This is a genomic window from Desulfovibrio sp. SGI.230 (assembly GCF_050313065.1).
Classification (GTDB): Bacteria; Desulfobacterota; Desulfovibrionia; order Desulfovibrionales; family Desulfovibrionaceae; genus Desulfovibrio.
The window spans coordinates 64,027-90,650 of sequence record NZ_JBNPKS010000001.1; the positions used below are offsets into that span (position 1 = coordinate 64,027).

Genomic DNA, 26,624 nt, shown 5'->3' on the forward strand with positions numbered 1-26,624 from the left:
GAGATGAGGACATGAGCGATCCAGCCATCCTTTCCGCTCCGTGGACGCCTGACCGCACCAACGACACGGACTTCATGCGCGGCGTGGCCCAGATGGGGTTCCAGGCCGACATGGGCGACTTTGCCGGCATGGCCATGCGTCACGCCTTCGAGCGCACCACTGCGGGCATCATCGCCGAGGATACACGCATCCGTGAAGCTGAAGAGGCCGCCGGGACTGCCAATGAAGACTGGTGGGTGGGCGGCCTGGTGGGTATGCCCAGCGTTACTCCCAAAGCCATGACACCGGAGGAGTTCAAGGCCCAGGGCTTTGACCGCAAGGGCAAGATCCAGTGGACGTCGGACATGACGCCCCAGCGGGCGCAGATACTGGCCGAGACCTACGACAGGCGACAGATTGAGGCTGAACTGCTGCAGCGTGACGGGCAGGGTGCTTTTCGCACGGCCGTGGGCTTTGGCGCGGCTCTACTGGCAAACATGCCTGATCCGGTGAACCTCATCCCTTTTGGCGGGGCTGCGGCCCGTGGCGCCAGCCTTGGCCGACGGGCCTTCCTCGCAGCCCGGGAAGGAGCTGTCTCCACGCTGGCGGCCGACGCTATCCTCATGCCCGAGGCGGTCCGCCGTGGCGATGATGTAGACTTCGGCGACCTCGCCCTGGATGTGACCTTCGGTGCCTTGCTGGGTGGTGGACTTGGCGCGGCAGGCGGCCTGCTGCACAACCGGCGTGTGGCGGCGCTGGAAGGGGAGCGAGCGGCACTGCAAAGCGTTCTGACCGATGCGGGCATGGACAGTTACGCCGCAGGCAGGAGCGCGGAACAGGCTATCTCCGTCATGGCTGACATGCCCCACAGTCGGGAGGCCTCCCGACTGGTTCGCGGTTCTTTGGCCGGTCTTGACCGCATGAGTGCCGGCCGTTTGCTCGACCGCACCATGATCGCCATGCGAGACGGCGAGGATCTGGATGTAGGCCGCTGGGTGGAGGAACTGCAGTTGGGCCCGGCCATGCAGCGAGCACGGAACAACCAGATTCGGGCACTGCTCGACAGCGGCAACTACAGCTCTGTCACCTTCGGTACCATGTCCCCGGAACGGACAACGGAACTCAATGCCCTGCTGACCGAACGGGGAGCACCACTGGATGGCGATGAACTGGTGGTGTCTGCCAGCGTGGGCCGGGCGCTGTTCGATTCCGGCCTGCTCCGTGCCGATGCCGACGCTGATGATGTGGCCCGTCTGCTTTCCGAGGCCCTGACCATTGACCGGGCAAGGGCAATAGACATCCCGAAGGACAGGCGGACACGCAGCCTCTTTGAGCTGCGGCAGACGCTGGAAGACACTGGCCTGGGCGACGGAAAACCCTTTGACCTTCGTGCCGCCAGGGTGGCACGCAGGCAGGCGGCCATCGCCATCGTAAAACGGGCGCAGGTGGAGCAATTTATCACGGACGTGCAGGCCCAGGGCTATAGCTTCACCGATGCATTGGAAGCCTTGCTGGTGGGCAGCAATGAGCGGTTCTCAGGCAGCCGCGAGAGCGTCAGTCGCAAACGTGGAGCCATCAAGGCCCTGTGGAGCGGGAGCCTTGCAAAAGAACTGGACGCTACCGGCATGGTGCCCCTGCTCAACAAGGATCGGACCTTCGGCGAAGGCGTGATGCGAGAGATGATCGAGCCAGGCAGCACCGGCAACAAGGACATGCGCACCTGCGCCGACATCTTCTCGCGCTACCTTGAGGAGTTCCGGCAGCGGCTCAACGAGGTCGGGGCGGACATCGGCAAGCTGGATAACTATGCCCCCCAGTCCCACGACGAGGCAAAGATCCTGAAAGCAGGGCTGCAACAATGGCACGATGCCATCATCGGCAAGATCGACTGGGAACGCACCCTGCCGGATTCCACACCGGAACAGCGTTCCGCGTTCCTGTCCAACGTCTATATGGGCATCACCACTGGCATCCCGTCCAAATCGGAAGAGAGACCTTCCGGTCCGCTGCGCCCGCGCAATCTGGCCAACAGTCTCGCTAAAGAGCGTGTCTTGCATTTCAGGGATGCGGAAAGTGCCGTGGCCTACCACAAGGAGTTTGGGCAGGGCACCATCGTGACCGCTGTTTTGAATAGATTGCAGGGCAGTGCCAACAAACTGGCTCTGATGCAGACCTTTGGCCCCAACCCAGAAGCCATGCTGACCAGCCTTATCGACGGCGAAGCCCAGCGTCTCAAGCATGCTCTGGCCGACAAGGACGCAAAAAAGGTGGCCGACCTCTGGACGATGCGAGGTGACGGCAAAGTCGCCAATTGGTACAAGGCCCTGTCCGGTGAAATGGGCACGCCCGGCAACCTGACGGCGGCCCGGATCTTCGCCTGCGCCCGCGGCATCATCAGTATGGCCAAGCTGGGCGGAGCCGTACTGTCTTCTTTCGCGGACATTCCCGTGAAAGCCATGGCTCTGCGGCACAACGGCTAGAACTTCCTTGAGCGTTGGCGAGGCGCTTTTCGCTTCAATCTGGAGAGATTCTCCAGCGCCGATCGTATCGAGTATGGCCGGGGCATCGGCCTGTATACGCAGGGGATGCTGGGCTCCATCTATAACCGCTTCGATATCCAGGACGGCCTGCCCGGCAAGATGAGCCGCTGGATGGATACTTTCTTCCGCCTCTCCGGTCTGGAGGCTTGGACGGAAGGACACCGTAGCGGTTACGCCTTCACGCTCTCCGGCATGCTGGCCGACGCTGCGAAAAAAAACTTCGCTGACGTAAATCCTGACTTTGCCGTCACCCTGCGGCGCAACGGACTGGAATCGCGCTGGCCTCTGCTGCGGGAAATGCTGACCACTGTGGAAGGCACGGACTACATACTGCCCGAAAAAGCCTTGAATCTGTCCGACGCCCAGCTGGAGCCCTTCCTGCCTGAGCATCTGCGGGACAAAAGCGTCTATGACCGGAATGGGCATAAAGCCCCTGACGATGCTACATGGCAGGCCATGCGGCAGAAAGCCCTCGACCGACAGCGGCAGCAGCTCATGGAAGACGTGATGAGCTTCCTCAGTGATGAGACCGGATACGCCATCCTGGAGCCCGACGCCAAGACCCGTGCCCTTATGTACCGCGGCACGCGTCCCGGTACCGTGACGGGAGAGTTGTTGCGCACTATCCTGCAGTTCAAGGCTTTCCCATTCACCTATGGCCAGCGTATCCTCATGGAATCCCGCTGGCAGCGGGCCTCCGCCGACAGGACACGCTTTGTGTCCGGTGATCCGTGGGGGCTCATGCAGTTCGCCGTGGCTTCGGTGCTGTTCGGCTACCTGTCTGGAGCGGCCAAGGATATCACCAAGGGGCGCGAACCGCGCAGCTTGGACAAGAAGGAAACATGGATTGCGGCACTCTTACAGGGGGGTGGACTGGGCATTATGGGAGACTTCATGTTTGGGCAAGCTGACCGCTTTGGCGGGCAGGCCATCGCCTCCCTTGCTGGCCCCGGTCTCACGGAACTGTCCAAAATCATGCCCATCTCTGGCCAGCTCGTGCGCGGCGATTTCGGCAACGCCGGGGAAGACGCCCTGCGCCTCGTGACCGGCAATTTGCCGTTCGCCAACCTCTGGTATACGCGTTCGGCCCTAGATTACATGTTCTTCTACCACATGAGGGAGTGGATGAGTCCCGGCACTTTACGGCGTACGGAGCGCAAGATGAAGGAGGATTTCAACCAGACTTACTTCCGGCTTGGCAGTCTTGACCTCACGCCCAGCCATATCATCCGCAAGGGCGGTGGCTTCATGTAGGCTAAAGCCCGCAGCACGCAAAAAAGCCCCCGTTCCGTGATGGAGCGAGGGCTTGGGGAATTACATTCCTATACGGTTGGATGGATTCCTTGTATTCCTTTGATCGTTTTTGCTACATCTTCTATATCAATGCCTTCTTTCTCAGGAGTATACGCCGCACGAACCATGCCCCATAAGAGGGCAGAAGGTACAACAAGTAGCGCTCCGAGAAGAGCTACTAAATGTTTGTGCTCTATTATCGCTATCCAAAGGAGTGGATCAATGACAGCAAAGACAAGCGAAAGAGCAAAAAGAAGGTAGAGAAGAATACAAATAATAAAACATGTCCAGAAGATAACCCAACGTTGAGAAAGCTTTTGTTTCCCAAGGCTAGCTCGATATCCTTCCTCATCTTGGGTATCTTCATCTGAGGACAAGTCGCGTATAACAATATTATTTTGCGACGTCATATCCAAGTTCCTTAAGGCGATAACTCATAGCGGCCTTAGATACACCGAAAATCTTTGCCAGCTTAGGAAGGCTACGGACCATATTTACTTGGACGACAGCATCTACAAAGCTCTTGGGCATTAGTAAACAAGCCGCAAACTTATTAGCAGCTACTTCCTTTTGATCATGGACGGCCATAGTAAAATTGTCTGGTGTATCTCGGTCGCGGGCTCCATGGTTAAGTACGAAATGAGCTAGTTCATGCGCAATAGTAAAACGTTGGCGTACAGGGGGTTCCGTAGGATTGTATGTAATGAGAGGGCCATCATTGAATCCCTTCGGTTCGTAATGGCCGCTTGCCACAAGCTTTGGGTCAGCCAGCACGGCGATCCCCATCTGTGCGGCGATGTAGGCGGGGTCAACCGGGAGGCTGCCATCATCCCAATGCTCGGCGATGACTTGCATGGCAGTCTTCGGCATAATTGTCTCCTTTTTTCAAAAACTAACCTTCTTTGTCGTCACTGGCAATGGATTTTGCACTCTTTTTGTAGGAAAAATTCTCAGTCAGCAACAATAAAAAAATTTCGGCTCCGGGAGCTTAAAAAAGCTCCCGGGCCGTTTATTTGATTGGGCAAATATTATTACCTTCCCAGCGCCACGGCCACGTTGAGGCTCAAGCGCAAGTGTAGGTTGGCATCATCCAGCGCCTGGCGGAATCGTTGCTCGGCTTCCGTACGGCTCTGGAACAGGCTGTCCAGCAGGCACTGCGGGCTGAACATGGTATCCGCTCACCGCGGCGGGCGTCCAGTTCCCGCAGCATGGCCATGAACTCTTGCCGGAGGCCGGCCTCACGTCGGGTCCAGTCCTGCCACAGCTCCAGCAGCGCGGCCTCCTGCGGGCCGGAGACGTGGCTCCGGTTGTGGTGCGGTGGGTAGAAGCAGCCGTTGCGGTACAGGGGCAGGCGCTCCGGTTGCGGCGGCAGGGCCTTGGGCAGCGCGTCGATCTTGGCCTGCACCCACGCCAGCGCATCCGGTATCCACTGCTGCGGCAGATCCTTGATGTTGGCGAGGTTGAAGGCGGCCTTGAGCTGGTTCCAGCAGGCATCAAAGGGCGCGTTGGACAGCTTGGCCCACGAGCTTACCAGCGCCCGCAGGGGCTTGCGATCGGCTACGCTGGACGGCGTGATGGAGAGGGTGCCGGGAAAGTCCACGATGTCCTGGGTGATGTTGCGGGCGGCTTCCTTCTGCCGGGCCAGCTCTTCTTCCATGCGGTTGAAGGCTTCGATGTAGGCCAGCTTCATGGCCAGGGCCTTCTTGCCGGTGTAGCCCATGACCAGCAGCATGAAGCCGTCGCGGTAGAGGATGAACATGGGCAGGGAGCGGCCTGTTTCATCGATGTATTCACTCACCCCAAAATTGGGGGCAGTAAATTTTTCCGGGCAGTTATCCATCAAATCTCTGACAGAGCGCATCACATGATCGTGACGCTTTCCAAAAAACTGAGCAACCTCAAGGGACGTGGTGGCCGGGCGGCCGGAGTGCAGAGAGACGGAAGGGGAGAAGTGTTCCGAAGGAAGAAGGGTAGCCTGACTCATGACGAGCCTCCTAAGTTTAGTAGTGCGGCAATTATGTGAGAATGCCGGGACTCAACTACCGCTTAGGACGGCTGCCTTTATTCCCCCGAAGGGTATTGTATTAGAGGCTATCGACCCGGCAAGAATATGCGAAGGGACAGGTCTTGAGAAATGCTCAATACCTGAAAAAGAAAGACCCAGCATAGGATGCCGGGCAGGGGCACGCGTCGTTTAAAAACAGTGGCGTGGACACTGCCTAAGCTGTAGTGCAGTTACCACGCCACAAAATGGGGGGAATGTCAATGGTTAATAAGAGAATCTATGGATTTTTTATATCCTTCAAGACGCCATTGAGGTAACTCTTCTGTAGATCCAGGAAGTTGCATATTGATAAGGCTAAATATGTCTGCAACAATTATTATTATGGATATCATCCATAAAATAGAAAAGAATTTTGCTATTGCTGCCCATATGAAATGACCTGTATATTTATTCGCACTTCTCCATACGCCAATACAAATAATTATTGTATATACAATTAGAAATGTATCATATGCTATTCCAACAACTTTTACTCCAATTAAATCATAATTATGATATATAATTGCAAAAAAATTTTCTGCAAATTTTGATTTTATAAACATTTTACATATTGTTGATACAGCAACGCCGTATATCCAAAATATGATTGGAAGTGAAACATCCCCATTTATAATTTTATGAAAAAAATTTTTATTATTTATACAAATATCTATTTCACGAGCATCAACTTCTTTTGTATGTTTTTTATTTTCAAAGTAATTTTGAAATGATGATGCGACAAAAAAGGCTATTATGAGTGGTATATACCAAAAAAATAAAACGATTGAAGGTATTAACCCCCATCCCCATGCATAATAGGCACCTGCGACACCGCATATACTGCCAATAAGAGGAAAATATCCAAGAATAAAAGCAAGGAAGCCAGCGAGCAGACCATCCCATCCCAACCAAGCATGGATGCCGTCTGCAATAGCGGATATTTGGACAATCCCCATTCCTAAATAGGCGATTCCTAGTATTATGCTAAAAAATTGCATTTGATTTTCCCCCTCAGAATAATTCATTGACGATAGCGGCAGGCTACCATGTCGACTGGGATGGGGCAATGGAGGGATGAGGAAAGAGAAAAGAAGGCGGCCCCGAAGAGCCGCCTCTCGTAGACAAAAGAGCTGGGTAATGCAGGTAGACAGCGAAGGCGAAGCCTTCAGTAGTGGTAGCGGCACTGGAGGACGATCAGGGCCGCCCCCTGCTCGTCAAGGCGATACACAAGGCGGTCTTCCTGATTGATGCGGCGGGACCAGCATCCCGCAAGGTCAAAGCGGAGCGGCTCCGGCTTGCCAAGGCCTTCAAACGGATTGCGGAGCGCATCACGCAGCAGCTCATTGATGCGCTTCACTGTCCGTTTGTCGGTAGCCTGCCAGTACAGATAATCTTCCCACGCTTGGGGCGTCCAGGTCAGCAGCATGGTCAGTCCTCAAGGTCATGCTGTACCGTCTTGCCCGCGTCAGCGGCGTGCAATGCTTCCCGCAACCGGGCGGCATTGGCCGGGGAACGCAGCAGGTAGGCTGTCTCCATGATGGCGTTGTAGTCCTCCAGGGACATCAGCACCACGGAGGGAGACTTCTGGCGCGTGATGATGACGGGCTCGTGGTGGTCACAGACCCGGTTCATGGTTTCTGCAAGGTTCTGCCGTGCCTCGGTGTAGGTGATGGCCTGCGACATATGCGCCTCCTTTTGTACAGATATAAGTACATATTTTACCATTTCTGTCAACACGCCATGGGGAGTCTGTGCTTAAGGCGCTTTTGACCCGCAGAAGTCTCTTTTGGGAAATTCCCAGAACTATAAAAAAGCCCATTTCGTCACAGCGCTCCATATTTTCGTTCTAGGGAGTTTTTCGTGTTTTTCCATACCACGTTCCAGAAAAAATTTTTTATGGCTTAAAATTAAAATTTGAGCGCTGAAAAAATTTTTCGCTCATTTCGATCACAGTTTCTTCCTTCGAAGGGGGCAGGGGAGTTGAACCCGTATAGCGGGTAAAGAAACGGGGTACATTCGGGGGTATTGAATTCGAGATATTTTAAAGATACTCTTATATTATAAATAGTTAAGCATATTGTTCTATGTCCCCCGCCTCCACCATCAGCGCATGTCCCAGAGGCCCACGGTGTACCCAAAGACACTGTGGGCCTTTTCTTTTCGCGGGGTTACAGTCCCTTGTCGTCCCTGTTTGTCCCTGTTTGTGCCATGCAAGCCCCTTCGCCCATCGAGAGTAGCATCTGCCAGTATTCCATAGAAAACCATCTGGTATTATATCGTATATCCCTGCGACAAATCTAGCCTGGAAGTTATTTGATTGGTTTTGCAGATCCCGAAAGATGATTCCGTCCTTTGGAACGATTCTCGGACAGATTCTTTTCAAGAAACGTGCAGAGGTGATCTCATGATTGCGATGGGGGACAACGTGAAGCAAAATCAGATGCTCGTGGACATTTTGGAAAGATGCGTCATACAGCTTGGTATCCTCGTAGCTCAGGGGCAAAAGGGCGGCCCTTTGACGCCCCAGGAATATGTCCAGACGCAATTGGATACTTGGCAGGTCATAGAAAAGATGCATGTAACACACCAGGAACACAGATCATCGTCTGGATGGGAAGAAAAGCCGCACATGGGGCGGCCATGCCGTTTGCTGCGCGCTGCAAGCGGGCGGCACAGACGGCGCCTGCTGCGGAAAGTACCGTGCATCCCGGTATCCGGTTAGGGAGAAGGGCAGGATTCGCAGGATATTCCGGCCAGCGCGGGCTGACGAAGCCGAAGAAAAAAGCTATGCTGTTCCAAAACTCCGGGAGCAGAATGTGCGTTGACCGTCCTGGAGTGCCGGGAATGTTCCGGAGCTGCGTATCCGCTTCCCGTGCGAACATTTTGAGCAAGGTTGGATACTATGTTTGAATCGGCAGCCCTTGGCAGAGCATGCAGTAACAAAGAATTTGAAGAAAAAGCCCCCCAGCTGCGCATGCGTCTTTTCAATGCTCAGTTGCAGTGCATCGAGCGCAAGATCCCCGTCCTGATTACGGTGGCCGGTCTGGTCGGTTCCGGACGCGGCGCCATCATCAACCTTTTGTCGGAATGGATGGACAGCAAGCATGTGCAAAACCATGTTTTCTGGCTGGTGACCGACGAAGAGAAGGCCCGTCCCTGGCCCTGGCGCTTCTGGCGGCAGCTTCCTGCTGCCGGACAGACGGCGGTCTTTTATGACGGCTGGTATGGTGAGGCCATGCGGCAGCGCTGCTGCAAGGATGTGGGAGAAAACGAATTCACCGCCAGCATGCATCGCTGGCAGGCCCTGGAATCCGGGCTGGCGGAATCCGGGATGGCCATTATCAAGCTCTGGCTCCATCTCAACAAAAAGGACCATGCCCGCGCGCTCAAGGAGCGTCAGGAGAACCGGGCCCTGGTGCATTTTTCGCCATCCGACAAGAAGATCGCAGCGGATTACGATGGCATGGTCAGTGCCGCGTCCCGGGCCATCATGCTGACAGACCGCGACAATGCGCCCTGGAGCATCATCGACGCCGCGGATCCCAATTTCCGCAACCTGTCCGTGGTGAAAGCCATCATCGCGGGCATCGAGCGGACCATCGCCGCCCATGATGCCCGTGCCGCCCGCCTCAAGGTGCTGGAATCCGTGCCCGAAGTGGAAGAGGACGCCCGTGAGTCCCTGGTCTCCACCCTGGATGCCATCGACCTTTCCAGCGTGCAGGCTCCCGAGCATTACCAGAAGGAACTGAAACGCCTGCAGAAGGAGATCTATCAGCTTTCGTTCCGGGCGTACAAAAAAGGCATCTCGTCCACACTCATCTTTGAAGGCTGGGATGCCGCCGGCAAGGGGGGAGCCATCCGGCGCCTCACGGCCGGGACAGATGCCCGCATCACGCGTGTCATCCCCATCAGCGCGCCTTCGGATGAAGAGCTGGCGCACCATTACCTGTGGCGTTTCTGGCGGCACATCCCCCGCGCCGGTTTCATCACCATCTATGACCGCTCCTGGTACGGCCGTGTCCTTGTGGAACGGGTGGAAAAGCTGACCCCCAAGGAAGACTGGGCCCGCGCCTATGCCGAGATCAATCATTTTGAGCATCAGCTGACCAACAACGGCAACATATTGCTCAAATTCTGGCTGCACATCTCGCCGGAGGAACAGCTGCGACGCTTCCGGGAGCGTGAGGCCATCCCGTGGAAGCGCTACAAGATCACCGATGAAGACTGGCGTAACCGTGACAAATGGCCCGAGTACGCCCGCGCCGCGGACGAGATGTTCCTGCGTACCAGCACGGAAGATGCCCCCTGGCATGTGGTCCCCGCGGAGAACAAGAAGTATGCCCGCCTGATGGTCCTGCGCATTTACAGGGATGCCCTGAAGCGCGCCCTGCGCTGACAGGATCCCTGCAGCAGAGCCCAGGCATGGAAAAGAGCCGGAGAGCTTCTCCGGCTCTTTTTTTATGCCCGGCCGGGGACCTGCGGCAGCTGCAGAACAGGACGCGACGGGAGGATACAGATTTCAGGCTCTTGCGGAAGAGCCTGGTCTGCGGCCATTTCAGGAGAGGAACGGGATGGAGCGAGGCGCATAAGGAAAGCTCGAAGGCTTTTGTACACCGCTGTGCGCCGCCGCAAGTGGAGCGGAATTGTCACCGGGCGCTCACAGCGTTGACGAATGGACGGGACAGTCTGAAAGCACATCCGGGCAGGAAGCAGACCGGCGGCAAGATGCTGCCTTTTGTCCCTCCTTGCTCGATCCTGTCCGGCACCCAGCCCCTTTCAGGGAGGTGGCGCATGATTCCCTCATTTTGTCCAGTCAGTTGCAGCCGTTGTGGTCGTTCGTTCATTGCCCCCGGACCGCGTGGGCATATCTGCCCCCAGTGCCAGAAGGAACGGCGCATGAATCGGGAAAAATTGCCTGTCAGAAGCCCCCGAGCCACCTGGACGACAGAATCCCGGGCACAGACGAACGTGGAGGCGCGTTCTTCCAGAGCCGTGGAGCCGGTACGCGTGCCTGTACAGCTTGTGGAATCCCGCTGGCAGGACATGCTTGACCAGGGGATGCTGGCTACCTGCCCGCGCATGCACCTGACGGCATCGCGTCTTCCCTGTGGCGAGCGTTCCGAATGCTTTGGTCTTTCCCGCTGTCAGTTCGTCCCCCAGAACATGAACCGTCCTTTGCGACGTACCTTCTTCTGATATGTTTGAAAGCAACCTGTCCCAGCCGGAATTTACGCGTGTTTCTGTGGAGAAGATGATGGCAGGCAGTCCGGATATTCCGCCCCTGTGCCGTGCCTGTCCGGATTATGAACGCCAGTGCATCATTTGCGGGCATGGGCCCGTGGTCGATTTTTATACTGTGGACGGCCGTTTTGTAGACAGTTCCGACATGTGCGGCGTCTGCACCTTCGGGCGGCAGGAATGCCGCGATCCCAGCCGCTGGTGAGCCGATAGCCGCTTTCATCTACCTGAAAACAAAAGGCATCCTTTCCTCCGTGGAAGGATGCCTTTTGTCGTTGGAGGTGGCAGGAGATGCTGCCGAATCGTCACATTCCCTCTTGCAAACGGTGACGGAAACGTCGGCCTTTCATCACGGACGCGTCACCGTTTCGCCATGCGTTTTGCCCATTGTGAGCCAGTCAACTTCAACGGGAGCATTCGCATGATCCACATCAGCAATCTCAATAAAACGTTCGGCAGCAGCAAAGGCCTTTCTCACATCAACCTGCATGTGGCCCCGGGAGAGATGGTGGCCCTCATCGGCTCTTCCGGTTCCGGCAAATCCACGCTCATGCGTCACATCTGCGGTCTGACCGCCGCAGACAAGGGCGAGAGCCTGGTGCGGGTCGATAACGAGATCGTGCAGAAGAACGGCTGTATCAGCCGGGACATCCGCCGCATCCGCGCCGGTATCGGCATGATCTTCCAGCAGTTCAACCTGGTGGAGCGCATGAGCGTGGCCCGCAACGTCATGCTGGGGGCTCTGGCCCGCACCAGTCTGTGGCGCAGCCTGACCGGTGCTTTCCACACGGATGACAGGGAGCTTGCCCTTCGGGCCCTGGCCCGCGTGGGGATCGGGGAAAAGGCCTGGCAGCGCACCGGTACCCTTTCCGGCGGGCAGCAGCAGCGTGCCGCCATCGCCCGTGCTCTGGTGCAGCGTGCCCGCGTGCTGCTGGCTGACGAGCCCATCGCCTCGCTGGACCCTGAATCGGCCCGCAATGTCATGCAGACCCTGCGCGACCTCAACCAGAAGGATGGCCTCACCGTTGTGGTGACCCTGCACCAGGTGGATTACGCCATGCGCTTCTGCCCCCGTACCGTGGCCCTGAAAAAGGGCGAGATCGTTTACGACGGTCCTACGGAACGTCTGACGCCCCAGTTCCTGGCGGAACTGTACGGCGCTGAAAGCGACGAGCTTTTTGCCGCCAAGACCAGCGCCGCCCAGGAAGCGGTGACGCTGCCCGGCAGCCCTGTCCGCGAGACGTCCCGCGCTGCCTAGGTCCCATCCTGATCCCTTTGCCTCACTACTTTATCCAAGGAGAAAATACATGTTTTCCCGTCTTCTTTCCGGCCTGCTGGTCTCTGCCATGCTGCTGGGCAGCGCGCTGACTGCCCAGGCGCAGCAGACCCTCAATTTCGGCATCATCTCCACCGAGGCCAGCCAGAATCTCAAGGTGCTTTGGGATCCTTTCCTCAAGGATATGAGCAAGGCCCTCGGCATGGAAGTCAAAGCCTTCTTTGCCAGTGACTATGCCGGTGTCATCGAAGGCATGCGCTTCAAGAAAGTCGACCTGAGCTGGATCGGCAACAAGGGTGCCATGGTGATGGTGGACCGCGCCAATGGCGAGGTCTTTGCCCAGACCACCGCTCCCGACGGCAGCAAGGGCTACTACTCCTGCCTGATCGTCAACAAGAAGAGCCCGCTCCAGAACCTCGACGACATGTTTGCCCAGGCCTCCAAGCTGAGCTTCAGCAATGGCGACCCCAACTCCACCTCCGGCTTCCTGGTGCCCGGCTATTATGTCTTTGCCAAAAACGGCAAGGATCCCCAGAAGATCTTCGCCCGTACCGTATCGGCCAACCATGAGGCCAATGCGCTCTCTGTAGCCAACAATACCGTGGACGTGGCGACCTGCAATAATGAAGGTCTGGCCCGTCTGGCCATCACCGCACCCGAAAAGGCCAAGGAACTGCGCGTGATCTGGAAATCTCCCCTGATCCCCAGCGATCCCCTGGTCTGGCGCAAGGACCTGCCCGAAGAGACCAAGAAAAAGATCACGGACTTCATCTTCAGCTACGGCGTGAAGGGCGAGAACGTGGAGCAGGCCCGCAAGATCCTGACCGCCCTGCAGTGGGGCCCCTTCATCAAGTCCGACAACAGCCAGCTGATCCCGCTGCGCCAGCTGGAGCTGTTCCGCGCCAAGACGGTGCTGGAAGGCAACAAGGATATGGATGCCAAGGAAAAGGCCGCCAAGATCGCCGAGATCGAGCGTAAGCTGGCCGAACTCGGCAAATAGCGGGGACAGGGCACAAGGAACGCATCGTTATGGAAGCTGAAATGAAAATGGTCCTGCAGCCGCCGCGCGATCTGCGCGCCGAGACCTGCCGCCTGGTCATCTGGGGCCTTGTTCTGGCCATGCTGGCCTGGGCCTGGCGCGGCGCCGAGATGAAGCCCATGGCGCTGGTGGAGCAGGGCGGCAACATCCTTACCCTGATATCCGATTTCTTCCCGCCGGACTTTACGGACTGGCGCATGTATGTGGAAGAAATGATCGTCACCCTGCATGTGGCGATCTGGGGCACCTTGCTGGCGGTCATCTGCGCGGTGCCGCTGGGCATCATGTCTTCCGAGAATATCGCTCCCTGGTGGATCTGCCAGCCGGTGCGCCGCCTCATGGATGCGGCCCGCGCCATCAACGAGATGGTCTTCGCCATGATGTTCGTGGTTGCCGTGGGCCTTGGCCCCTTTGCCGGTGTGCTGGCCCTTTGGGTGCACACCACGGGCACGCTGGCCAAGCTCTTTTCCGAGGCGGTGGAGGCCATCGAGGTCTCGCCGGTGGAAGGCGTCCGCTCTACCGGGGCCAGCTTTCTGGAAGAGATCATCTTCGGGGTCATCCCGCAGGTGTTCCCCCTCTGGATATCCTACTCGCTGTACCGCTTCGAGGCCAATGTGCGCTCTGCCACGGTGGTGGGCATGGTCGGTGCCGGCGGTATAGGCATGGTGCTGTGGGAACTGTTCCGCAGCTTCAACTTCCAGCAGACGTGCGCGGTCATGGCCATCATCGTGCTGGTGGTGACCCTGTTCGACCTGCTTTCCCAGCGTCTGCGCAAGATGGTGCTGTAAGATGGCCGCCCGTTACGCTCTCTACTACGCCCCCCACAAGGACGAGCCCCTGTACCGCCTGATGGCTCCTCTGTTCGGCCGGGACTGCCGGGACGGCAGCCGCCTGCCGGGCGGCCCCGTAGCTCCTGCGGGGGTGGAACATGGTCTTTGGACATCCCTGGCAAAAACGCCGGCCCATTACGGTCTGCATGCCACGCTCAAGGCGCCTTTTGAGCTGCGCTCCACCTCGGAGGGCATGCTGGCCGCCCTGAAGAATGCCTGCCGGAAGGTGGCGGAACGCCATGCCTCCTGGCTGACGGCGCCGCTGGGCTTGCAGCGGCTGCCCGTCCACTCCGGTGAGCGCCAGGCATCCTTTCTGGCCCTGGTCCCCCGGCAGGGGGATAGCGCGTCGGAATCGGCCATGGCCGCTCTGGAGCGGGATTGCGTGACGGAACTGGACCGTTTCCGGGCCCCTCTCGACCAGAGGGACGTGGAACGGCGGGAGCCTTTGAGTCTTGATGAGCGGCGCAATCTCCTGCGCTGGGGCTATCACCATGTGCTGGATCTGTTCCGTTTCCACATCACCCTGACGGGTCCTCTGCCTCATGAGGGGGCGGAGCAGGTGGAAGCAGCCCTGAACCAGTATCTGGAACCGGTGATCGACAAGCCCCTGACCATGGATTCTGTGTGTCTTTTTTGCCAGGCGGACCGGGCATTGCCCTTCCGCCTGACGACCCGCTTCGCTTTGGCGCGGACCGGGAATGCCTAACATAATGACTATTGGAAGTATCATGAACATGAGTTTGCGGCAGGAACGCATGCGCCTGCTGGCGCTTGCCCCGGAGACCAGCCTTGATGAGGCCCTGTCCGGGATCAGCCTGCCTGGCTACCGCATCGTGCGCGGGCCCGAAACGGGGCTCGTGATGGCCCGGGGACGCGTCGGCAATGTCGGCGATGTCTTCAACGTAGGGGAAGTGCTGGTCACCCGTTGTGTCGTCCAGCTGGAAGAAAAGACGCTTGGCCATGCCTGGATCATGGGGGAATCCCCCCGCCATGCGGAACTGGCGGCCCTGTGCGATGCCCTGTGGCAGCAGGAAAGCTACGCGGCGTTGCTGGACGAAAAGCTGCGCCCCTGCCTGGAACAGGCCATAGACGAAAAAAGAAAGGCTGCCGCCCGCGATGCGGCAGGTACGAAAGTCAACTTTTTCACCTTTGTCCGCGGAGAAGACCAGTGAGCGATCAGCAATGTTCCCGCCTGTCCTGGGCAGATCCTGTAGGACAGGCACAGCAGGTGTTCCGTCTGGCTCTTACCGCGTTGTCCCGGCCTGCCCAGGCGCATGCTTTCGTGCCCTGCCCGGCGGATACCGCTGCGGATGAACTGCCTGCCGGGCTGAGTCCGGAACTGGCGGCCCTGGCCCTTTCGCTGTGCGATAACGAGACCACGGTCTGGCTGGCGCCCGGACTGGATACGGAAGACGTCAGAGCCTGGTTCCGTTTCCATTGCGGCACGGTCCTGGTGGCCGAACCTGCCCAAGCCGCATTCGCCTTCGTCCCCGGTACGGAAGCGCTGCCTGACCTGCGCTGCTTCCATCAGGGAGAGGCTGAATACCCGGATCGCTCCACGACCATCTGCCTTGGCGGAGTGGAGGAGGGGGAAACGGCCGGCATCACCGCTTCCGGTCCCGGCATCGTGGGCAGCTGCACCTTTGCCTGCCGTATGCCGGAAGATTTTCTGGCCCAGTGGCAGAGCAACCATGAGCAATTCCCGCTGGGTGTGGACATGCTGCTTTGCGGGCCGGGCCGCCTGACCGGTCTGCCCCGTACGACCTGCCTGACCCCTGCCGCAGACGAGGTGTCCAAATGTATGTAGCTGTAAAAGGTGGCGAAAAAGCCATTGCCGCGGCACATGCCCTGCTTGCCCGGGAGCGGCGGGGCGATGTGCAAATTCCTGAAGTAACACTTGAACAATTGACAGGGCAGCTCAAGCTGGCCGTGGACCGCATCATGGCCGAGGGCTCCCTGTACAGCCCCGAACTGGCCGCACTGGCCTTCAAACAGGCCCAGGGCGATGCCGTGGAAGCCATCTTCCTGCTGCGCGCCTATCGCACGACCCTGCCCCGTTTCGGTGTTTCCGAGCCCATGGATACTTCCCGCATGCGGGTGGAGCGGCGCATCTCCGCCACCTGGAAGGATCTGCCCGGCGGACAGATCCTGGGATCCACCTTTGACTATACGCACCGCCTGCTGGATCGCGGTCTGGCCGTGCCCGGGACAGCTCCCCGGGACGTGGAGCCCGAAAGGACGGCGGAAGATCTGGCGATGATGGCGGCCGATGCGCAGGCTCTGCTGCAGGAGCCGCTGCCCAGAGCCATGGACGCTCTTGGGCGCGAAGGCCTGATGGAATCCGTGGCCCCTTCGCATGAAGGCAATGATTGCCCGGACATCACCCGCCAACCGCTGGAGCTGCCGGCCGACGGTTCCGGGGACCGGGCCGTGCGCCTGCAATCCATGGCCCGTGCCGATGAAGGCTTTTTGCTGGGCATGGCCTATTCCACCCAGCGCGGTTACGGCGCTGTCCACCCCTTCACCGGGGAATTGCGCCGCGGTTTCGTGGAGCTGACCGTCATCCCGGAAGAGCTGGGCTTTGCCATCACCCTGGGCGAAGTGGAGCTCACCGAATGCGACATGGTCAGCCGGTACACCGGCCGTGCCCTCGAGCCCTGCTTCACCCGCGGTTACGGGCTCGTCTTCGGCAACAACGAGCGCAAGGCCCTGTCCATGTCCATCGTGGACCGCGCCCTGCGTGCCCGGGAATTGCAGGAAGACCAGATCGGTCCTGCCCAGAACCCCGAGTTCGTGCTCATGCATGGGGATAACGTGGATGCGTCCGGTTTCGTGCAGCACATCAAACTGCCGCACTATGTGGACTTTCAGGCGGAACTTTCCCTGATCCGCCAGCTGCGGGAACGTAAGCACGCGGAAGAGCAGGCTGCTGCCGCGTCCGAAAAACATGCGGAGGCCAGCCATGCCTGAGAACCTGACGACCACGCCTGCGGCCTCCGGGCTGGAAGGCTACAACTTTGCCTATCTTGATGAAGGCACCAAACGCATGGTGCGCCGGGCCCTGCTCAAGGCAGTGGCCATCCCCGGCTACCAGGTGCCTTTTGCCAGCCGTGAGATGCCCATGCCCTACGGCTGGGGGACGGGCGGCATCCAGGTCACGGCCAGCATCATCGGCCGGGACGACGTGCTCAAGGTCATCGACCAGGGCTCGGACGATACGACCAATGCCGTCTCCATCCGTCGTTTCTTCGAACGTACCGCGGCCGTGACCACGACCACCCACACCGGAGAAGCCAGCATCATCCAGACCCGTCACCGCATCCCCGAGCAGCCCCTGCGCGAGGATCAGATCATGGTCTACCAGGTGCCCATGCCGGAGCCCCTGCGCTGGCTCGAACCCAGCGAAAAAGAGACCCGTACCCTGCATGCTTTGGAAGAGTACGGCATCATGAGCATCAAGCTGTATGAGGACATCATGCGGCATGGCGATATCGCCACCGGCTTCGACTATCCCGTAAAGGTCAATGGCCGCTACATCATGAGCCCGTCGCCCATCCCGCGTTTCGACAATCCCAAGATGCACCAATGCCCGGCGCTGCAGCTTTTCGGTGCCGGCCGGGAAAAGCGCATCTACGCCATCCCGCCCTATACGGATGTGGTCAGTCTCGACTTTGAGGATTACCCCTTCACGCCCCAGAGCTGGGATCAGTGCTGCGCCATCTGCGGCGCCACAGACACCTATCTGGACGAGATCGTCATGGATGACGCCGGGACGCGCATGTTCGTCTGTTCCGATACCGACAATTGTGCCCGGCGCGTGGCCGGGCAGGGCGGTACTGCCGCTCCCAGGGAGGAGAAATAGCCGTGAGCCTCTTGGATACCAATCTTGATCCCGTCCTTTCCGCCCGCCAGCTGACGCGGCGTTACGGCAGCCGCATCGGCTGCAAGGACGTTTCACTGGATCTGTGGCCCGGGGAAGTCCTCGGCATCGTGGGCGAATCCGGCTCCGGCAAGAGCACGCTGCTGAACATGCTTTCCGGCCGTCTGGAACCTTCCGCCGGGCATGTCCATTACACGGCAGCTGACGGCAAGGTACTGGATATCCACAGCCTGGATGAAGCCCAGCGCCGCCGTCTGCTGCGTACCGAACTGGGCTTCGTCCACCAGCATCCCCGCGACGGTCTGCGCATGTCGGTCAGTGCCGGCGCCAATATCGGCGAGCGGCTCATGGCCAACGGAGCCCGGCATTACGGGAACCTGCGGGCCACGGCTCTGGACTGGCTGGAACGGGTGGAGATCCCCGTGCAGCGTGTGGACGATACGCCGTCCCAGTATTCCGGCGGCATGCAGCAGCGTCTGCAGATCGCCCGCAATCTGGTGACCACGCCGCGCCTCGTCTTCATGGACGAACCTACCGGCGGTCTGGACGTGTCTGTCCAGGCCCGCCTGCTGGACCTGCTGCGCCATCTGGTGCGCGACATGGGACTGGCCGTGGTGCTTGTGACCCACGATCTGGCGGTGGCCCGGCTGCTCTCGCACCGTCTGATCGTCATGTACCACGGTGAAGTGGCGGAGACCGGTCTGACGGATCAGGTACTGGACGATCCGCAGCACCCCTATTCCCAGTTGCTGGTCTCTTCCATCCTGCAGTGCTGACAAGGAGCGTTCACATGCATCAGTTCAATCATCCTGCCGGCGACGCTCCTGTGGTGGAGGTGCGTCACCTGTGCAAAACCTTTGTCCTGCACCAGCAGGGCGGCATCCGCATCCAGGCGCTGCAGGACGTCAATTTTGACGTGCGTGCCGGAGAATGTGTGGCCCTGCACGGGCCTTCCGGGGCCGGGAAGTCGACCCTGCTCAAGACCCTGTACGGTAACTATCTGGCCAGTTCCGGGCAGGTGATCGTCCGCTGCGAAGACTGCGAGACGGATATGGCCACGGCCTCCACGCGTGCCATCAGCCGTGTGCGCCGGGAATGCATCGGTTATGTCAGCCAGTTCCTCCGTGTCATCCCGCGTGTGAGTGCCCTGGATCTGGTGGCCGAACCTTTGCTGGATGCCGGTGAAGACCGTGAGACGGCCCTTGATGCCGCGCAGAAGATGCTGACCCGCCTCAACCTGCCCGAGCGCCTCTGGCATGTGGCCCCGGCTACCTTCTCCGGCGGGGAGCAGCAGCGTGTGAACATCGCGCGCGGGCTCATCCGGCCCATGCCCCTGCTGTTGCTGGACGAACCCACCGCCTCTCTGGACGGCATCAACCGGCAGGTGGTCATCGACCTCATCCATGAGGCCAGGCAGCGGGGCAGTGCCATCGTGGGCATCTTCCATGATGATGTGGCCCGCAATGCCGTGGCGGACAGGATCGTCCCCATGGACAGGCCGTAACCGCGCCGATCCGCAAGAACCAACGATCACAGAAGCATAATCGGAGATCATCCATGAAAGAATATGTGTTGCGTAACGCCCGGGTGGTGACGCCCACCACCGTGATGCATGGCCATGTGCTGGTGCGTGACGGCCTGGTTGCCGATGTGGACGAAGGCGACATCCAGCCCACTGCCGCCCTGGAATGCATCGACTGCGAAGGTGACTATCTGCTGCCCGGTTTTGTGGAACTGCACACCGACAATCTGGAAAAGCATCTGGTGCCCCGTCCCAAAGTTGTCTGGCCGCAGGCGGAACCCGCCTTTTTCGCCCATGATGCCCAGATCGTGGCGGCCGGTATCACCACCGTGTTCGATGCCCTGTCCGTGGGCGAATACCACGACAAGGGGCGCATCGCCATGCTGGGCCGCGGTGTGGATGCCCTGAACCATTGCCGCCAGTCGGGCATGCTGCGTGCCGACCACCTGCTGCATCTGCGCTGTGAAGTGGCCGATCCCCGCATGCGGGACCTGTTCTTCCCCCTGTCGGACACGCCCTGCCTGAAGCTGGTCTCCCTGATGGACCACACGCCCGGACAGCGCCAGTGGCGCGATACCACGGCCTACCGGACCTATTACAGCAATATCAAATCCTGGACCGATGAAGAGTTCACGGCCATGATGCACGAGCTGGAAGAGGTGCGGGACAGCTGCGCCAACGACAATGCCGCCTCGGTCATGGAATTTTGCCGTCAGCGCCATCTGCCCATGGCCAGCCATGACGATACGCTGGTGGAACATGTGGAAGAGGCCCTGAGCAACGGCATCTCCATCAGCGAATTCCCCACCACCACGGAGGCTGCCTGCTGCGCCTCGGAAAACGGGATGCTGGTCATGATGGGGGCCCCCAATGTCGTGCGCGGCGGGTCCCATTCCGGCAATGCCTCGGCTCTGGACGTGGCCAAAGAAGGGCATCTGGGGGCCCTGTCCTCCGACTACGTGCCCGCCAGCCTGCTGGCCGCGGTCTTTGAGCTGGCCGCCAAGGAGATCATGCCCCTGCCCGCAGCCGTCAATCTGGTCAGCGCCAATCCGGCCGAAAGCGTGGGACTGGATGACCGCGGCCGCATCGATACCGGACGCCGTGCGGATATGGTCCGCGTCCACCATATGGACGACATGCCGGTGGTCCGCAATGTCTGGCGTCAGGGCGTGCAGGTGTACTGATGCGCGGCACACTCATCTATGTCATGGGACCGTCGGGATCCGGCAAGGACAGCCTGTTGTCGGCCCTGCGGCCCCGGTTGCGCGGCCTGCCGGTAGCCTTTGCCCGGCGCTACATCAGCCGTCCTGCCTGCGCCGGGGGAGAACAGCATATGGCCCTTTCCGCCGGGAGCATCCTTTCCATGGAAGCTCAGGGGCGTCTGGCCATGCGCTGGAGCAGCCACGGCTGCCAGTACGGCATCGGCCGCTCCATCGACGGCAGTCTGGAGCACGGCATCTGCGTGATCGTCAACGGTTCTCGGGAATATCTGCCGGAAGCCCTGCGGCGCTATCCTGATCTTCTTCCCGTGCTGGTGGAGGTGGAGCTGGCCATCCTGCGGCAACGCCTGCTGGCCCGGGGAAGAGAGCAGGGCAAAGACCTGGAAGAACGTTTGCATCGCGCGCTGGCACCATTGCCTGCCGCTGGCCTGGAGCGGCTCGTACGCATCGACAATTCCGGCAAGCTGGAAGCGGCGGTCGATGGCCTGGAGAATATCGTGCGGGCTGTCCTGCCGGTGCGCAGCATGCCGGGCACCCCTCAGGGAACGCAGGGCAGCGCTGCCTGAAACAAACCTTTAGAGCAGCTCTGATGAAAAAAGGGCTCCTTCCCTGTGGGGAAAGAGCCCTTTTGCTGTCCATGTCGCTGTGCCGTACGCACAGCCGGCGTGTTTCCATGCGCACGGCACGACACGCGCATGCGCCGGACAAATGCGCCGGAAGCTCCAGCGACTGAGGTGAGAGCGTGCTTGAAGATTAAAGCGATACTTTAAGAATCGAGCGTTTAGAACATCGTCAGCTGATAACTGCGCCCTTCAAGGCTGGCCGCCAGGGCTTCGCCCTGCTGGCCTCCCCCTGCCATGCGCACCAGTTCCGCATGGCGCTGGCGGGCATCGAGCGGGACGCAGGTCGTGAACGTGGCATTGTCCCGAATGGTCTTGCTGATCTGGAAATGCTTTTGTGCCCGGGCTGCCAGCTGCGGCCAGTGCGTGATGACCAGCATTTGCCGCTGCTTTGCAAGATTTTCCAGCTTTTCCGCAAGCTTGTTTAATGTAAGACCGCCCACGCCGGCATCCACTTCGTCAAAGATGTAGGTCGCACTTTCCGCTTTGGGGCGGACGCTCATCAGGGCGAGCAGGAAACGGGAAAGCTCGCCGCCCGAAGCGATCCGGTCCAGAGGTTGGGGAGCCTGCCCGGGGTTGGGGGCCCAGAGGATACGCACTTTTTCATCCATGAGGCCGGGCCAGACTTCCTGCGGCATGAAATCGGGGATGACCCGGACCTGTTCGGAGAATCCCAGCTGGCGCAGTTCTTCTTCCAGCTGGCGGGCGAAGTCCGCGGCAGCTTCGCGGCGCTGGGGGAGCAGGGCGGAAAGCACCTCCTGCAGCTGGGCGGCCAGCTGCTTTTCTTCCTTGTCCAGCAGAGTGATGTCCAGCGCGCAGGCATCGAGGAAGGAGATATTTTCACGGATCTCTTCGCGCAGCTCCAGGATCTCATCCAGCGAACGGTGCAGTTTGCGCTTGAGCTGGGCCAAAGCGTAGAGCCGCTCCTCCATCTGTTCCACATCGGGCATGTCTTCCGGCAGGGGAGGACGACGCAAACGGCCGCTCAGATGGGAAAGCTGCTGACGCAGGGCCGTGACGGCATCGGCATCTTCGCTGACGGAGTCGTCTGTCCGCGCCATCTGGTGCAGGCAGCGCTCCAGCCGTCCCAGCATATCGAGCAGGCCGGGTTCTTCCTCACCATGCAGCAGGCCCAGCGCCAGCTCATACTGTTCGCGGGTCTGTTCGGCGGCACGGACGATGGCCCGCTGCTCTTCAAGGCGTTCTTCTTCTCCGGCTTCAGGGGCGACCCTGTCGATCTCCTGCTGCTGCATCTCCAGAATGTCCCGGCGTTCCAGAAGGTGGGCCTCCCGGGCCCGCAGCTCCTTGCGGCGGGCTTCCACGGAGCGCAGCTGTTCCAGCAGCTCGTCACGCCGGCGCAACAGGTCGGGATCCTTCAAGGTGCTTTCCATGAGCCGGGCCTGGAAGGCAGGCTGCAGCAACTGCTGCTGTCCGTGCTGGCTGGCATGGGCCAGCAGCTGTTCCCGCAGGGAACGCACGCATTCCTGGGAGCGCAGGGCATCATCAACGTACAGGCGGCTGCGGCCGCTCTCGGCCAGCAGGCTGCGCCGGATGACGATCTCCCGTCCGTCCATCTGGAACTGTGCTTCGACCTGGGCCTTTTCCGCTCCCTGCCGTACCATATCGGCGCCCAGCCTGTCGCCCAGCAGAAAGCCCAGGGCTTTGAGGATAAAGCTTTTTCCTGCCCCTGTTTCGCCGGTGAGCACGTTCATGCCCGGGGCAAAGTCGAGTTCGGCGTCTTCGATGAGAGCGAGGTTGCGGATACGCAAATATTCCAGCATGGATAGGACCTATTTTTTGAGACGGGGATCAAGGAGGTCACGCAGGCTTTCGCCCAGCAGGTTGTAGCCCAGCACGGTCACCAGGATGGCGACACCCGGATAAAAGGAAAGCCAGGGGGCATCTTCCAGGACGGTCTTGCCTTCCATGAGCATGTTCCCCCAGCTGGCCGCGGGCGGCTGGACACCAAGCCCGAGGAAGCTGAGCCCCGATTCCACCAGGATGGCGCCGGCCACGCCCAGCGTGGCGGAAATGAGCACCGGGGCCAGCGTGTTGGGCAGGATGTGGCGCAGCAATATCCGGCAGGTAGAGCAGCCGGACAAACGCGCCGCCGATACGAAATCCCGCTGGCGCAGGCTCAGGGTCTCGGCACGGACCAGACGGGCGACCCCCATCCATGAGGTCAGGCCGATCACGATCATGATGTTGGTCAGGCTCGGTTCCAGAAAGGCGATGACCGAAAGGATCAGGAAAAACGAGGGGAAGCAGAGCATGATGTCCACACCGCGCATGATCCCTTCATCCACCAGACCGCCGAAATAGCCGCTGATCAGGCCCAGCCCCGTCCCGATGCTGACGGAAATGCCCACAGCGACAAAGCCGACCCACAACGAGATCTGTCCGCCGTAGAGCAGCCGGGAAAAAACGTCCCGCCCCAGACGGTCCGTACCCAGCCAGAACATGGAGGACGGCGGCTCCAGAATGTGATCCAGATGCAGGGCATTGGGATCATAAGGCGCGAGCAGGGGAGCGCACAGCGCTGCCAGAGACATGACCAGCACGATACCCAGCCCCAGACAGAGCATGAGATGGCGGCCGAGAAAGCGACGCAGCAAGGGACCACACATATCAGCGAACCTCCCGGCTGCTGCGGATACGCGGATCGGCCAGGCCGTAGCAGACATCCGCCAGCAGGTTCCCCAGCAGGGTCAACACGGCCCCCAGGACCAGGTTGCCCATGATCATGGTATAGTCGCGGGCCATGACTGCGGCATAGAACAATTGCCCCAGCCCCGGCAGGGCGAAGATGGACTCGATGATGACGCTGCCGCCGATGAGCCCGGGGACCGAGAGGCCCAGCAGGGTGATGACCGGGAGCAGGGCATTGCGCAGGGCATGGCGCCAGATGATCGTGCGGGGGGACAAGCCTTTGGCCTGGGCTGTCAGGATGTAGTCCTGCCGCAGGACCTCGAGCATGCAGGCCCGCATGTAGCGGGACATGCCCGCCAGGCTGCCGATGGTATAGACCAGGATCGGCAATGCCAGATGCTGCGCCAGATCAAGCACCTTGTCCACAGGCCCGAGACTGTCGAAATTCATGGACGTCAGGCCGGAAATAGGCAGCCATTGCAGATGGATACCGAAAAACAGCATCAGCAGCAATGCCAGCCAGAACGAGGGCATGGCAAAACCGAGGTAGACGAAGACCGTCACGCCCCGATCCAGAAGGGAATTCTGGCGGCAGGCCGAAAGGATGCCGATGGGGATGGCGATGATGAGCGTCAGGATCAGGGAGATGACGTTCATGCCCACGGTCAGGGGCAGGCGCTCCATGATCTTGTCCAGCACGGGCCGCCCGTCCGCTGACATGGACAGGCCGAAATCCAGACGTACCAGGCGTGAGAGCCAGTCCAGATATTGTACATGCAGGGGTTTGTCCAGGCCGTACAGGGCCTCCAGCCGCTGGCGGGCCGCCTCACCGGCCAGAGGATTGAGGGTCGTTTCCATATCGGTGGGCGAACCTGGCGCGAGATGGATGACCCAAAAGCTGATGAGGGTGATCCCCCATAAGACCAGCAGCATCCACAGCAGTTTGCGCACGATGCGCAACGTCAGCTGCAGCAGGGCCGCATTGCGGGATGAACAGACCGCCTGCACGCATATCCTCCGTTATTATTCCGTCCGGGTCATCCACTGCCGCATGTCGGCCACCTCCTGCTGCCATTGCGGCGAAAGGCGCAGCTGGAGGAAGCGGGCATACAGGCTGTCCAGCAGGCCGAGGCAGACTTCCATCAGGTAGATCTTTTCCAGCAGCATGGCGTCCGGGTCGTCATCCTCTTCAGGCTTTTCCACCTTGGGAGTCTTCAGGCTGCCCAGGGTGAAGTCTTCGGCCTTGAGGGTGAACTGGAAGGCCAATTCTTCCTTTTCAAGCCGGATGAGGGCGCGGGTGACTTTTTTCCCCGTGCCAAGGCCGAAACGGGCCTCGCGAAGAGGGGAGAGCGTCCCGGCAACGGTCGCCGTTTCTTTGGCGTCCCCTTCGCCGCCCTGGACGACGATACGCTGTTCCATGGAGACAGAGAAGGGCTGGCCTTCCTTGTCCACAAAGGCCCCGGGCGCCACATCGCTCTGGTACCACAGCCAGGTAAGGAACTCCTGGCCAAGAATGTTGTCCGTAGAATCCAGACAGGGTGTATCACTCATGGGATGACCTCGTGAATCAGGAAAGGGCGGCGAACTGTGTGGCTTCGATACGATCCAGACGGCTCATGGCCGCTTCGTCGAGCATGGTCTCGGCCAGGCTGTACGGGGTGATCTGCTCAAGATGCAGTTCGAAGGAGTTGAGGAATGCCTCCATGAACAGATCGATCATCTTCCCCTGGGTGGAGGCAAACCAGACCTCATTACGATCCGTTGCCCAGATGACATTGAACTCGGCCGGGATGGGCAGGAAGCGCTGCCGCAGGCGAAGCAGGACCTGTTCCTTGAGTTCCTTCTTGCGCTCACGGGAAATGAACTTTTTGCCCTGTTCCTGCATTTTTTCCTTTTCGGCCTTCAGTGCCAGGGTCAGATGCTTTTTGATGACAGCGGCCGGGATGCGCCGGGTATCCAGACGCAGGGAGAAGAGCAGATAGGCACCTTTGTGCGGCGGGGCCGTCCGCCATTCGGAGTCCAGCATATCCTCGAAGCATACCCAGCCATAGGCCTGCATCTCGGGCAGGTCGTCGATGTCCCGGAAGGCGAACTGGCGCAGCTTGTCGGGGATCTGCGTCCAAAGTTCCGAAGGGATGGGGTCGATGATCCTGAAACGGGTAAAGCTGCACGAAGCATTACAAAAACCCATACTGGCTCCTTTCTGTGATATGCGCCAGGAGGCGTGTCATTCTTGTACGCAGTGCGGCAGATTCTTGCAAGCCCGAAGCCTGTGGATTTCCGTGGGGCAGGGCAGATGCAACATTATATAATATACGCAGTGGATATTTGAGTCAGGTAGCCCGTGGATGCGTCATCGCCGGCGCAGGACAAAGGCCTGGATCGGCCTAGCAGGAAGATTTTTCGCCGGGGAGCCACAGTGAGCATTTCCAGAAGGCTTCTGGTAGCTGGGGCAAGGCGCATCCGGATGATCCATATATTTATTAATACCGAT

General features: G+C 59.6%; 28 protein-coding genes. 17 read left to right on the forward strand and 11 right to left on the reverse strand.

Annotated features, from left to right (window positions below):
* The first annotated feature begins 11 nt into the window (after positions 1-11).
* Both ACQRAG_RS00300 and ACQRAG_RS00305 read left to right on the forward strand, forming a co-directional pair.
* Entirely contained in the window at positions 12-2,459 is a 2,448-nt protein-coding gene (locus tag ACQRAG_RS00300; protein WP_427803701.1) for a hypothetical protein, read from the forward strand.
* Positions 2,460-2,564: 105 nt separating this feature from the next.
* Positions 2,565-3,773, forward strand: coding sequence for a hypothetical protein (locus ACQRAG_RS00305; protein WP_427803702.1), 1,209 nt, complete (start codon positions 2,565-2,567; stop codon positions 3,771-3,773).
* Between the two features lie 68 nt (positions 3,774-3,841).
* On the opposite strand, the gene ACQRAG_RS00310 is transcribed toward ACQRAG_RS00305, so the two are convergent.
* The 6 genes from ACQRAG_RS00310 to ACQRAG_RS00335 all read right to left on the reverse strand — a co-directional run bounded on the left by ACQRAG_RS00310 (position 3,842) and on the right by ACQRAG_RS00335 (position 7,539).
* A complete protein-coding gene (locus ACQRAG_RS00310) occupies positions 3,842-4,222 on the reverse strand; it encodes a hypothetical protein (protein ID WP_427803703.1) in 381 nt (126 codons plus the stop codon).
* Positions 4,206-4,682 carry an ImmA/IrrE family metallo-endopeptidase gene (locus ACQRAG_RS00315; protein ID WP_427803704.1) on the reverse strand — a complete coding sequence of 159 codons (477 nt, stop codon included), beginning with the start codon at positions 4,680-4,682 and terminating at the stop codon, positions 4,206-4,208. The genes ACQRAG_RS00310 and ACQRAG_RS00315 overlap by 17 nt, the downstream gene beginning before the upstream one ends.
* A 193-nt stretch (positions 4,683-4,875) precedes the next feature.
* Positions 4,876-5,796 carry a Rha family transcriptional regulator gene (locus ACQRAG_RS00320; RefSeq protein WP_427803705.1) on the reverse strand — a complete coding sequence of 307 codons (921 nt, stop codon included), beginning with the start codon at positions 5,794-5,796 and terminating at the stop codon, positions 4,876-4,878.
* A gap of 278 nt (positions 5,797-6,074) precedes the next feature.
* Complete coding sequence (locus ACQRAG_RS00325; protein WP_427803706.1) at positions 6,075-6,854, reverse strand: hypothetical protein; 780 nt, start codon at positions 6,852-6,854, stop codon at positions 6,075-6,077.
* A gap of 167 nt (positions 6,855-7,021) precedes the next feature.
* Complete coding sequence (locus tag ACQRAG_RS00330; protein WP_072332989.1) at positions 7,022-7,282, reverse strand: Txe/YoeB family addiction module toxin; 261 nt, start codon at positions 7,280-7,282, stop codon at positions 7,022-7,024.
* 2 nt (positions 7,283-7,284) lie between these two features.
* Entirely contained in the window at positions 7,285-7,539 is a 255-nt protein-coding gene (locus ACQRAG_RS00335) for a type II toxin-antitoxin system Phd/YefM family antitoxin (protein WP_006005864.1), read from the reverse strand.
* Between the two features lie 1,219 nt (positions 7,540-8,758).
* On the opposite strand from ACQRAG_RS00335, the gene pap reads away from it, so the two are divergent.
* The 15 genes from pap (at position 8,759) to phnN (ending at position 21,427) form a co-directional block, all read left to right on the forward strand.
* Positions 8,759-10,252, forward strand: a complete 1,494-nt coding sequence (pap, locus tag ACQRAG_RS00340; protein WP_204625642.1) for a polyphosphate:AMP phosphotransferase — start codon at positions 8,759-8,761, stop codon at positions 10,250-10,252.
* 611 nt (positions 10,253-10,863) lie between these two features.
* Positions 10,864-11,052, forward strand: coding sequence for a hypothetical protein (locus ACQRAG_RS00345; RefSeq protein ID WP_303899538.1), 189 nt, complete (start codon positions 10,864-10,866; stop codon positions 11,050-11,052).
* Between the two features lie 55 nt (positions 11,053-11,107).
* Positions 11,108-11,299 (forward strand): hypothetical protein, encoded by a 192-nt coding sequence (locus tag ACQRAG_RS00350; protein WP_289616004.1) that lies wholly within the window; start codon positions 11,108-11,110, stop codon positions 11,297-11,299.
* A 216-nt stretch (positions 11,300-11,515) separates the two neighbouring features.
* Positions 11,516-12,352 (forward strand): phosphonate ABC transporter ATP-binding protein, encoded by an 837-nt coding sequence (phnC, locus tag ACQRAG_RS00355; protein ID WP_302261538.1) that lies wholly within the window; start codon positions 11,516-11,518, stop codon positions 12,350-12,352.
* Between the two features lie 49 nt (positions 12,353-12,401).
* Entirely contained in the window at positions 12,402-13,370 is a 969-nt protein-coding gene (gene phnD / locus ACQRAG_RS00360) for a phosphonate ABC transporter substrate-binding protein (RefSeq protein ID WP_204625646.1), read from the forward strand.
* A 41-nt stretch (positions 13,371-13,411) separates the two neighbouring features.
* Positions 13,412-14,197 carry a phosphonate ABC transporter, permease protein PhnE gene (gene phnE / locus ACQRAG_RS00365; RefSeq protein WP_427803707.1) on the forward strand — a complete coding sequence of 262 codons (786 nt, stop codon included), beginning with the start codon at positions 13,412-13,414 and terminating at the stop codon, positions 14,195-14,197.
* A 1-nt stretch (position 14,198) separates the two neighbouring features.
* Entirely contained in the window at positions 14,199-14,945 is a 747-nt protein-coding gene (locus tag ACQRAG_RS00370) for a DUF1045 domain-containing protein (protein WP_427803708.1), read from the forward strand.
* Positions 14,946-14,967: 22 nt separating this feature from the next.
* Positions 14,968-15,411: a phosphonate C-P lyase system protein PhnG gene (phnG, locus tag ACQRAG_RS00375; protein ID WP_204674068.1), complete on the forward strand. Its 444-nt coding sequence runs from the start codon at positions 14,968-14,970 to the stop codon at positions 15,409-15,411.
* The gene (gene phnH / locus ACQRAG_RS00380) at positions 15,408-16,046 is read left to right on the forward strand and encodes a phosphonate C-P lyase system protein PhnH (RefSeq protein WP_303877355.1); all 639 of its coding nucleotides are present in this window, start codon (positions 15,408-15,410) and stop codon (positions 16,044-16,046) included. Before phnG ends, phnH begins: the two co-directional genes overlap by 4 nt.
* Complete coding sequence (locus tag ACQRAG_RS00385; protein ID WP_427803709.1) at positions 16,037-17,209, forward strand: carbon-phosphorus lyase complex subunit PhnI; 1,173 nt, start codon at positions 16,037-16,039, stop codon at positions 17,207-17,209. The genes phnH and ACQRAG_RS00385 overlap by 10 nt, the downstream gene beginning before the upstream one ends.
* The gene (locus ACQRAG_RS00390) at positions 17,202-18,101 is read left to right on the forward strand and encodes an alpha-D-ribose 1-methylphosphonate 5-phosphate C-P-lyase PhnJ (RefSeq protein WP_204625652.1); all 900 of its coding nucleotides are present in this window, start codon (positions 17,202-17,204) and stop codon (positions 18,099-18,101) included. The genes ACQRAG_RS00385 and ACQRAG_RS00390 overlap by 8 nt, the downstream gene beginning before the upstream one ends.
* Positions 18,102-18,103: 2 nt before the next feature.
* Entirely contained in the window at positions 18,104-18,895 is a 792-nt protein-coding gene (gene phnK, locus ACQRAG_RS00395; protein WP_204625653.1) for a phosphonate C-P lyase system protein PhnK, read from the forward strand.
* A 14-nt stretch (positions 18,896-18,909) separates the two neighbouring features.
* Complete coding sequence (gene phnL / locus ACQRAG_RS00400) at positions 18,910-19,623, forward strand: phosphonate C-P lyase system protein PhnL (RefSeq protein ID WP_427803710.1); 714 nt, start codon at positions 18,910-18,912, stop codon at positions 19,621-19,623.
* 53 nt (positions 19,624-19,676) lie between these two features.
* Positions 19,677-20,825: an alpha-D-ribose 1-methylphosphonate 5-triphosphate diphosphatase gene (locus tag ACQRAG_RS00405; RefSeq protein WP_204625655.1), complete on the forward strand. Its 1,149-nt coding sequence runs from the start codon at positions 19,677-19,679 to the stop codon at positions 20,823-20,825.
* Positions 20,825-21,427, forward strand: a complete 603-nt coding sequence (phnN, locus tag ACQRAG_RS00410) for a phosphonate metabolism protein/1,5-bisphosphokinase (PRPP-forming) PhnN (protein WP_427803711.1) — start codon at positions 20,825-20,827, stop codon at positions 21,425-21,427. The genes ACQRAG_RS00405 and phnN overlap by 1 nt, the downstream gene beginning before the upstream one ends.
* 215 nt (positions 21,428-21,642) lie before the next feature.
* Here phnN and ACQRAG_RS00415 read toward each other — a convergent pair whose 3' ends face one another.
* Genes ACQRAG_RS00415 through rdgC form a run of 5 tightly spaced genes read right to left on the reverse strand, consistent with a single transcriptional unit; the run spans position 21,643 to position 26,321 of the window.
* Entirely contained in the window at positions 21,643-23,262 is a 1,620-nt protein-coding gene (locus ACQRAG_RS00415; protein ID WP_168936498.1) for a DNA repair protein RecN, read from the reverse strand.
* Between the two features lie 9 nt (positions 23,263-23,271).
* Positions 23,272-24,108, reverse strand: a complete 837-nt coding sequence (locus ACQRAG_RS00420) for an ABC transporter permease (RefSeq protein ID WP_427803712.1) — start codon at positions 24,106-24,108, stop codon at positions 23,272-23,274.
* Between the two features lies 1 nt (position 24,109).
* Positions 24,110-25,138 (reverse strand): ABC transporter permease, encoded by a 1,029-nt coding sequence (locus ACQRAG_RS00425; protein WP_204625657.1) that lies wholly within the window; start codon positions 25,136-25,138, stop codon positions 24,110-24,112.
* 15 nt (positions 25,139-25,153) lie between these two features.
* Complete coding sequence (locus ACQRAG_RS00430) at positions 25,154-25,681, reverse strand: hypothetical protein (protein ID WP_072332943.1); 528 nt, start codon at positions 25,679-25,681, stop codon at positions 25,154-25,156.
* Between the two features lie 16 nt (positions 25,682-25,697).
* Complete coding sequence (rdgC, locus tag ACQRAG_RS00435; RefSeq protein ID WP_204625658.1) at positions 25,698-26,321, reverse strand: recombination-associated protein RdgC; 624 nt, start codon at positions 26,319-26,321, stop codon at positions 25,698-25,700.
* Positions 26,322-26,624 lie beyond the last annotated feature (303 nt).

Coding starts and splice junctions, on each gene's coding strand:
- ACQRAG_RS00390 (WP_204625652.1), top strand. CDS start 17,202: ATGCCTGAGAACCTGACGACCACGCCTGCGGCCTCCGGGCTGGAAGGC.
- phnC (WP_302261538.1), top strand. CDS start 11,516: ATGATCCACATCAGCAATCTCAATAAAACGTTCGGCAGCAGCAAAGGC.
- ACQRAG_RS00430 (WP_072332943.1), bottom strand. CDS start 25,681: ATGAGTGATACACCCTGTCTGGATTCTACGGACAACATTCTTGGCCAG.
- phnL (WP_427803710.1), top strand. CDS start 18,910: ATGCATCAGTTCAATCATCCTGCCGGCGACGCTCCTGTGGTGGAGGTG.
- ACQRAG_RS00420 (WP_427803712.1), bottom strand. CDS start 24,108: ATGTGTGGTCCCTTGCTGCGTCGCTTTCTCGGCCGCCATCTCATGCTC.
- ACQRAG_RS00300 (WP_427803701.1), top strand. CDS start 12: ATGAGCGATCCAGCCATCCTTTCCGCTCCGTGGACGCCTGACCGCACC.
- ACQRAG_RS00385 (WP_427803709.1), top strand. CDS start 16,037: ATGTATGTAGCTGTAAAAGGTGGCGAAAAAGCCATTGCCGCGGCACAT.
- phnD (WP_204625646.1), top strand. CDS start 12,402: ATGTTTTCCCGTCTTCTTTCCGGCCTGCTGGTCTCTGCCATGCTGCTG.
- phnN (WP_427803711.1), top strand. CDS start 20,825: ATGCGCGGCACACTCATCTATGTCATGGGACCGTCGGGATCCGGCAAG.
- ACQRAG_RS00335 (WP_006005864.1), bottom strand. CDS start 7,539: ATGTCGCAGGCCATCACCTACACCGAGGCACGGCAGAACCTTGCAGAA.
- rdgC (WP_204625658.1), bottom strand. CDS start 26,321: ATGGGTTTTTGTAATGCTTCGTGCAGCTTTACCCGTTTCAGGATCATC.
- phnG (WP_204674068.1), top strand. CDS start 14,968: ATGAACATGAGTTTGCGGCAGGAACGCATGCGCCTGCTGGCGCTTGCC.
- ACQRAG_RS00350 (WP_289616004.1), top strand. CDS start 11,108: ATGATGGCAGGCAGTCCGGATATTCCGCCCCTGTGCCGTGCCTGTCCG.
- ACQRAG_RS00405 (WP_204625655.1), top strand. CDS start 19,677: ATGAAAGAATATGTGTTGCGTAACGCCCGGGTGGTGACGCCCACCACC.
- pap (WP_204625642.1), top strand. CDS start 8,759: ATGTTTGAATCGGCAGCCCTTGGCAGAGCATGCAGTAACAAAGAATTT.
- ACQRAG_RS00315 (WP_427803704.1), bottom strand. CDS start 4,682: ATGCCGAAGACTGCCATGCAAGTCATCGCCGAGCATTGGGATGATGGC.
- ACQRAG_RS00415 (WP_168936498.1), bottom strand. CDS start 23,262: ATGCTGGAATATTTGCGTATCCGCAACCTCGCTCTCATCGAAGACGCC.
- ACQRAG_RS00310 (WP_427803703.1), bottom strand. CDS start 4,222: ATGACGTCGCAAAATAATATTGTTATACGCGACTTGTCCTCAGATGAA.
- ACQRAG_RS00325 (WP_427803706.1), bottom strand. CDS start 6,854: ATGCAATTTTTTAGCATAATACTAGGAATCGCCTATTTAGGAATGGGG.
- ACQRAG_RS00370 (WP_427803708.1), top strand. CDS start 14,199: ATGGCCGCCCGTTACGCTCTCTACTACGCCCCCCACAAGGACGAGCCC.
- ACQRAG_RS00330 (WP_072332989.1), bottom strand. CDS start 7,282: ATGCTGCTGACCTGGACGCCCCAAGCGTGGGAAGATTATCTGTACTGG.
- ACQRAG_RS00320 (WP_427803705.1), bottom strand. CDS start 5,796: ATGAGTCAGGCTACCCTTCTTCCTTCGGAACACTTCTCCCCTTCCGTC.
- ACQRAG_RS00305 (WP_427803702.1), top strand. CDS start 2,565: ATGCTGGGCTCCATCTATAACCGCTTCGATATCCAGGACGGCCTGCCC.
- phnE (WP_427803707.1), top strand. CDS start 13,412: ATGAAAATGGTCCTGCAGCCGCCGCGCGATCTGCGCGCCGAGACCTGC.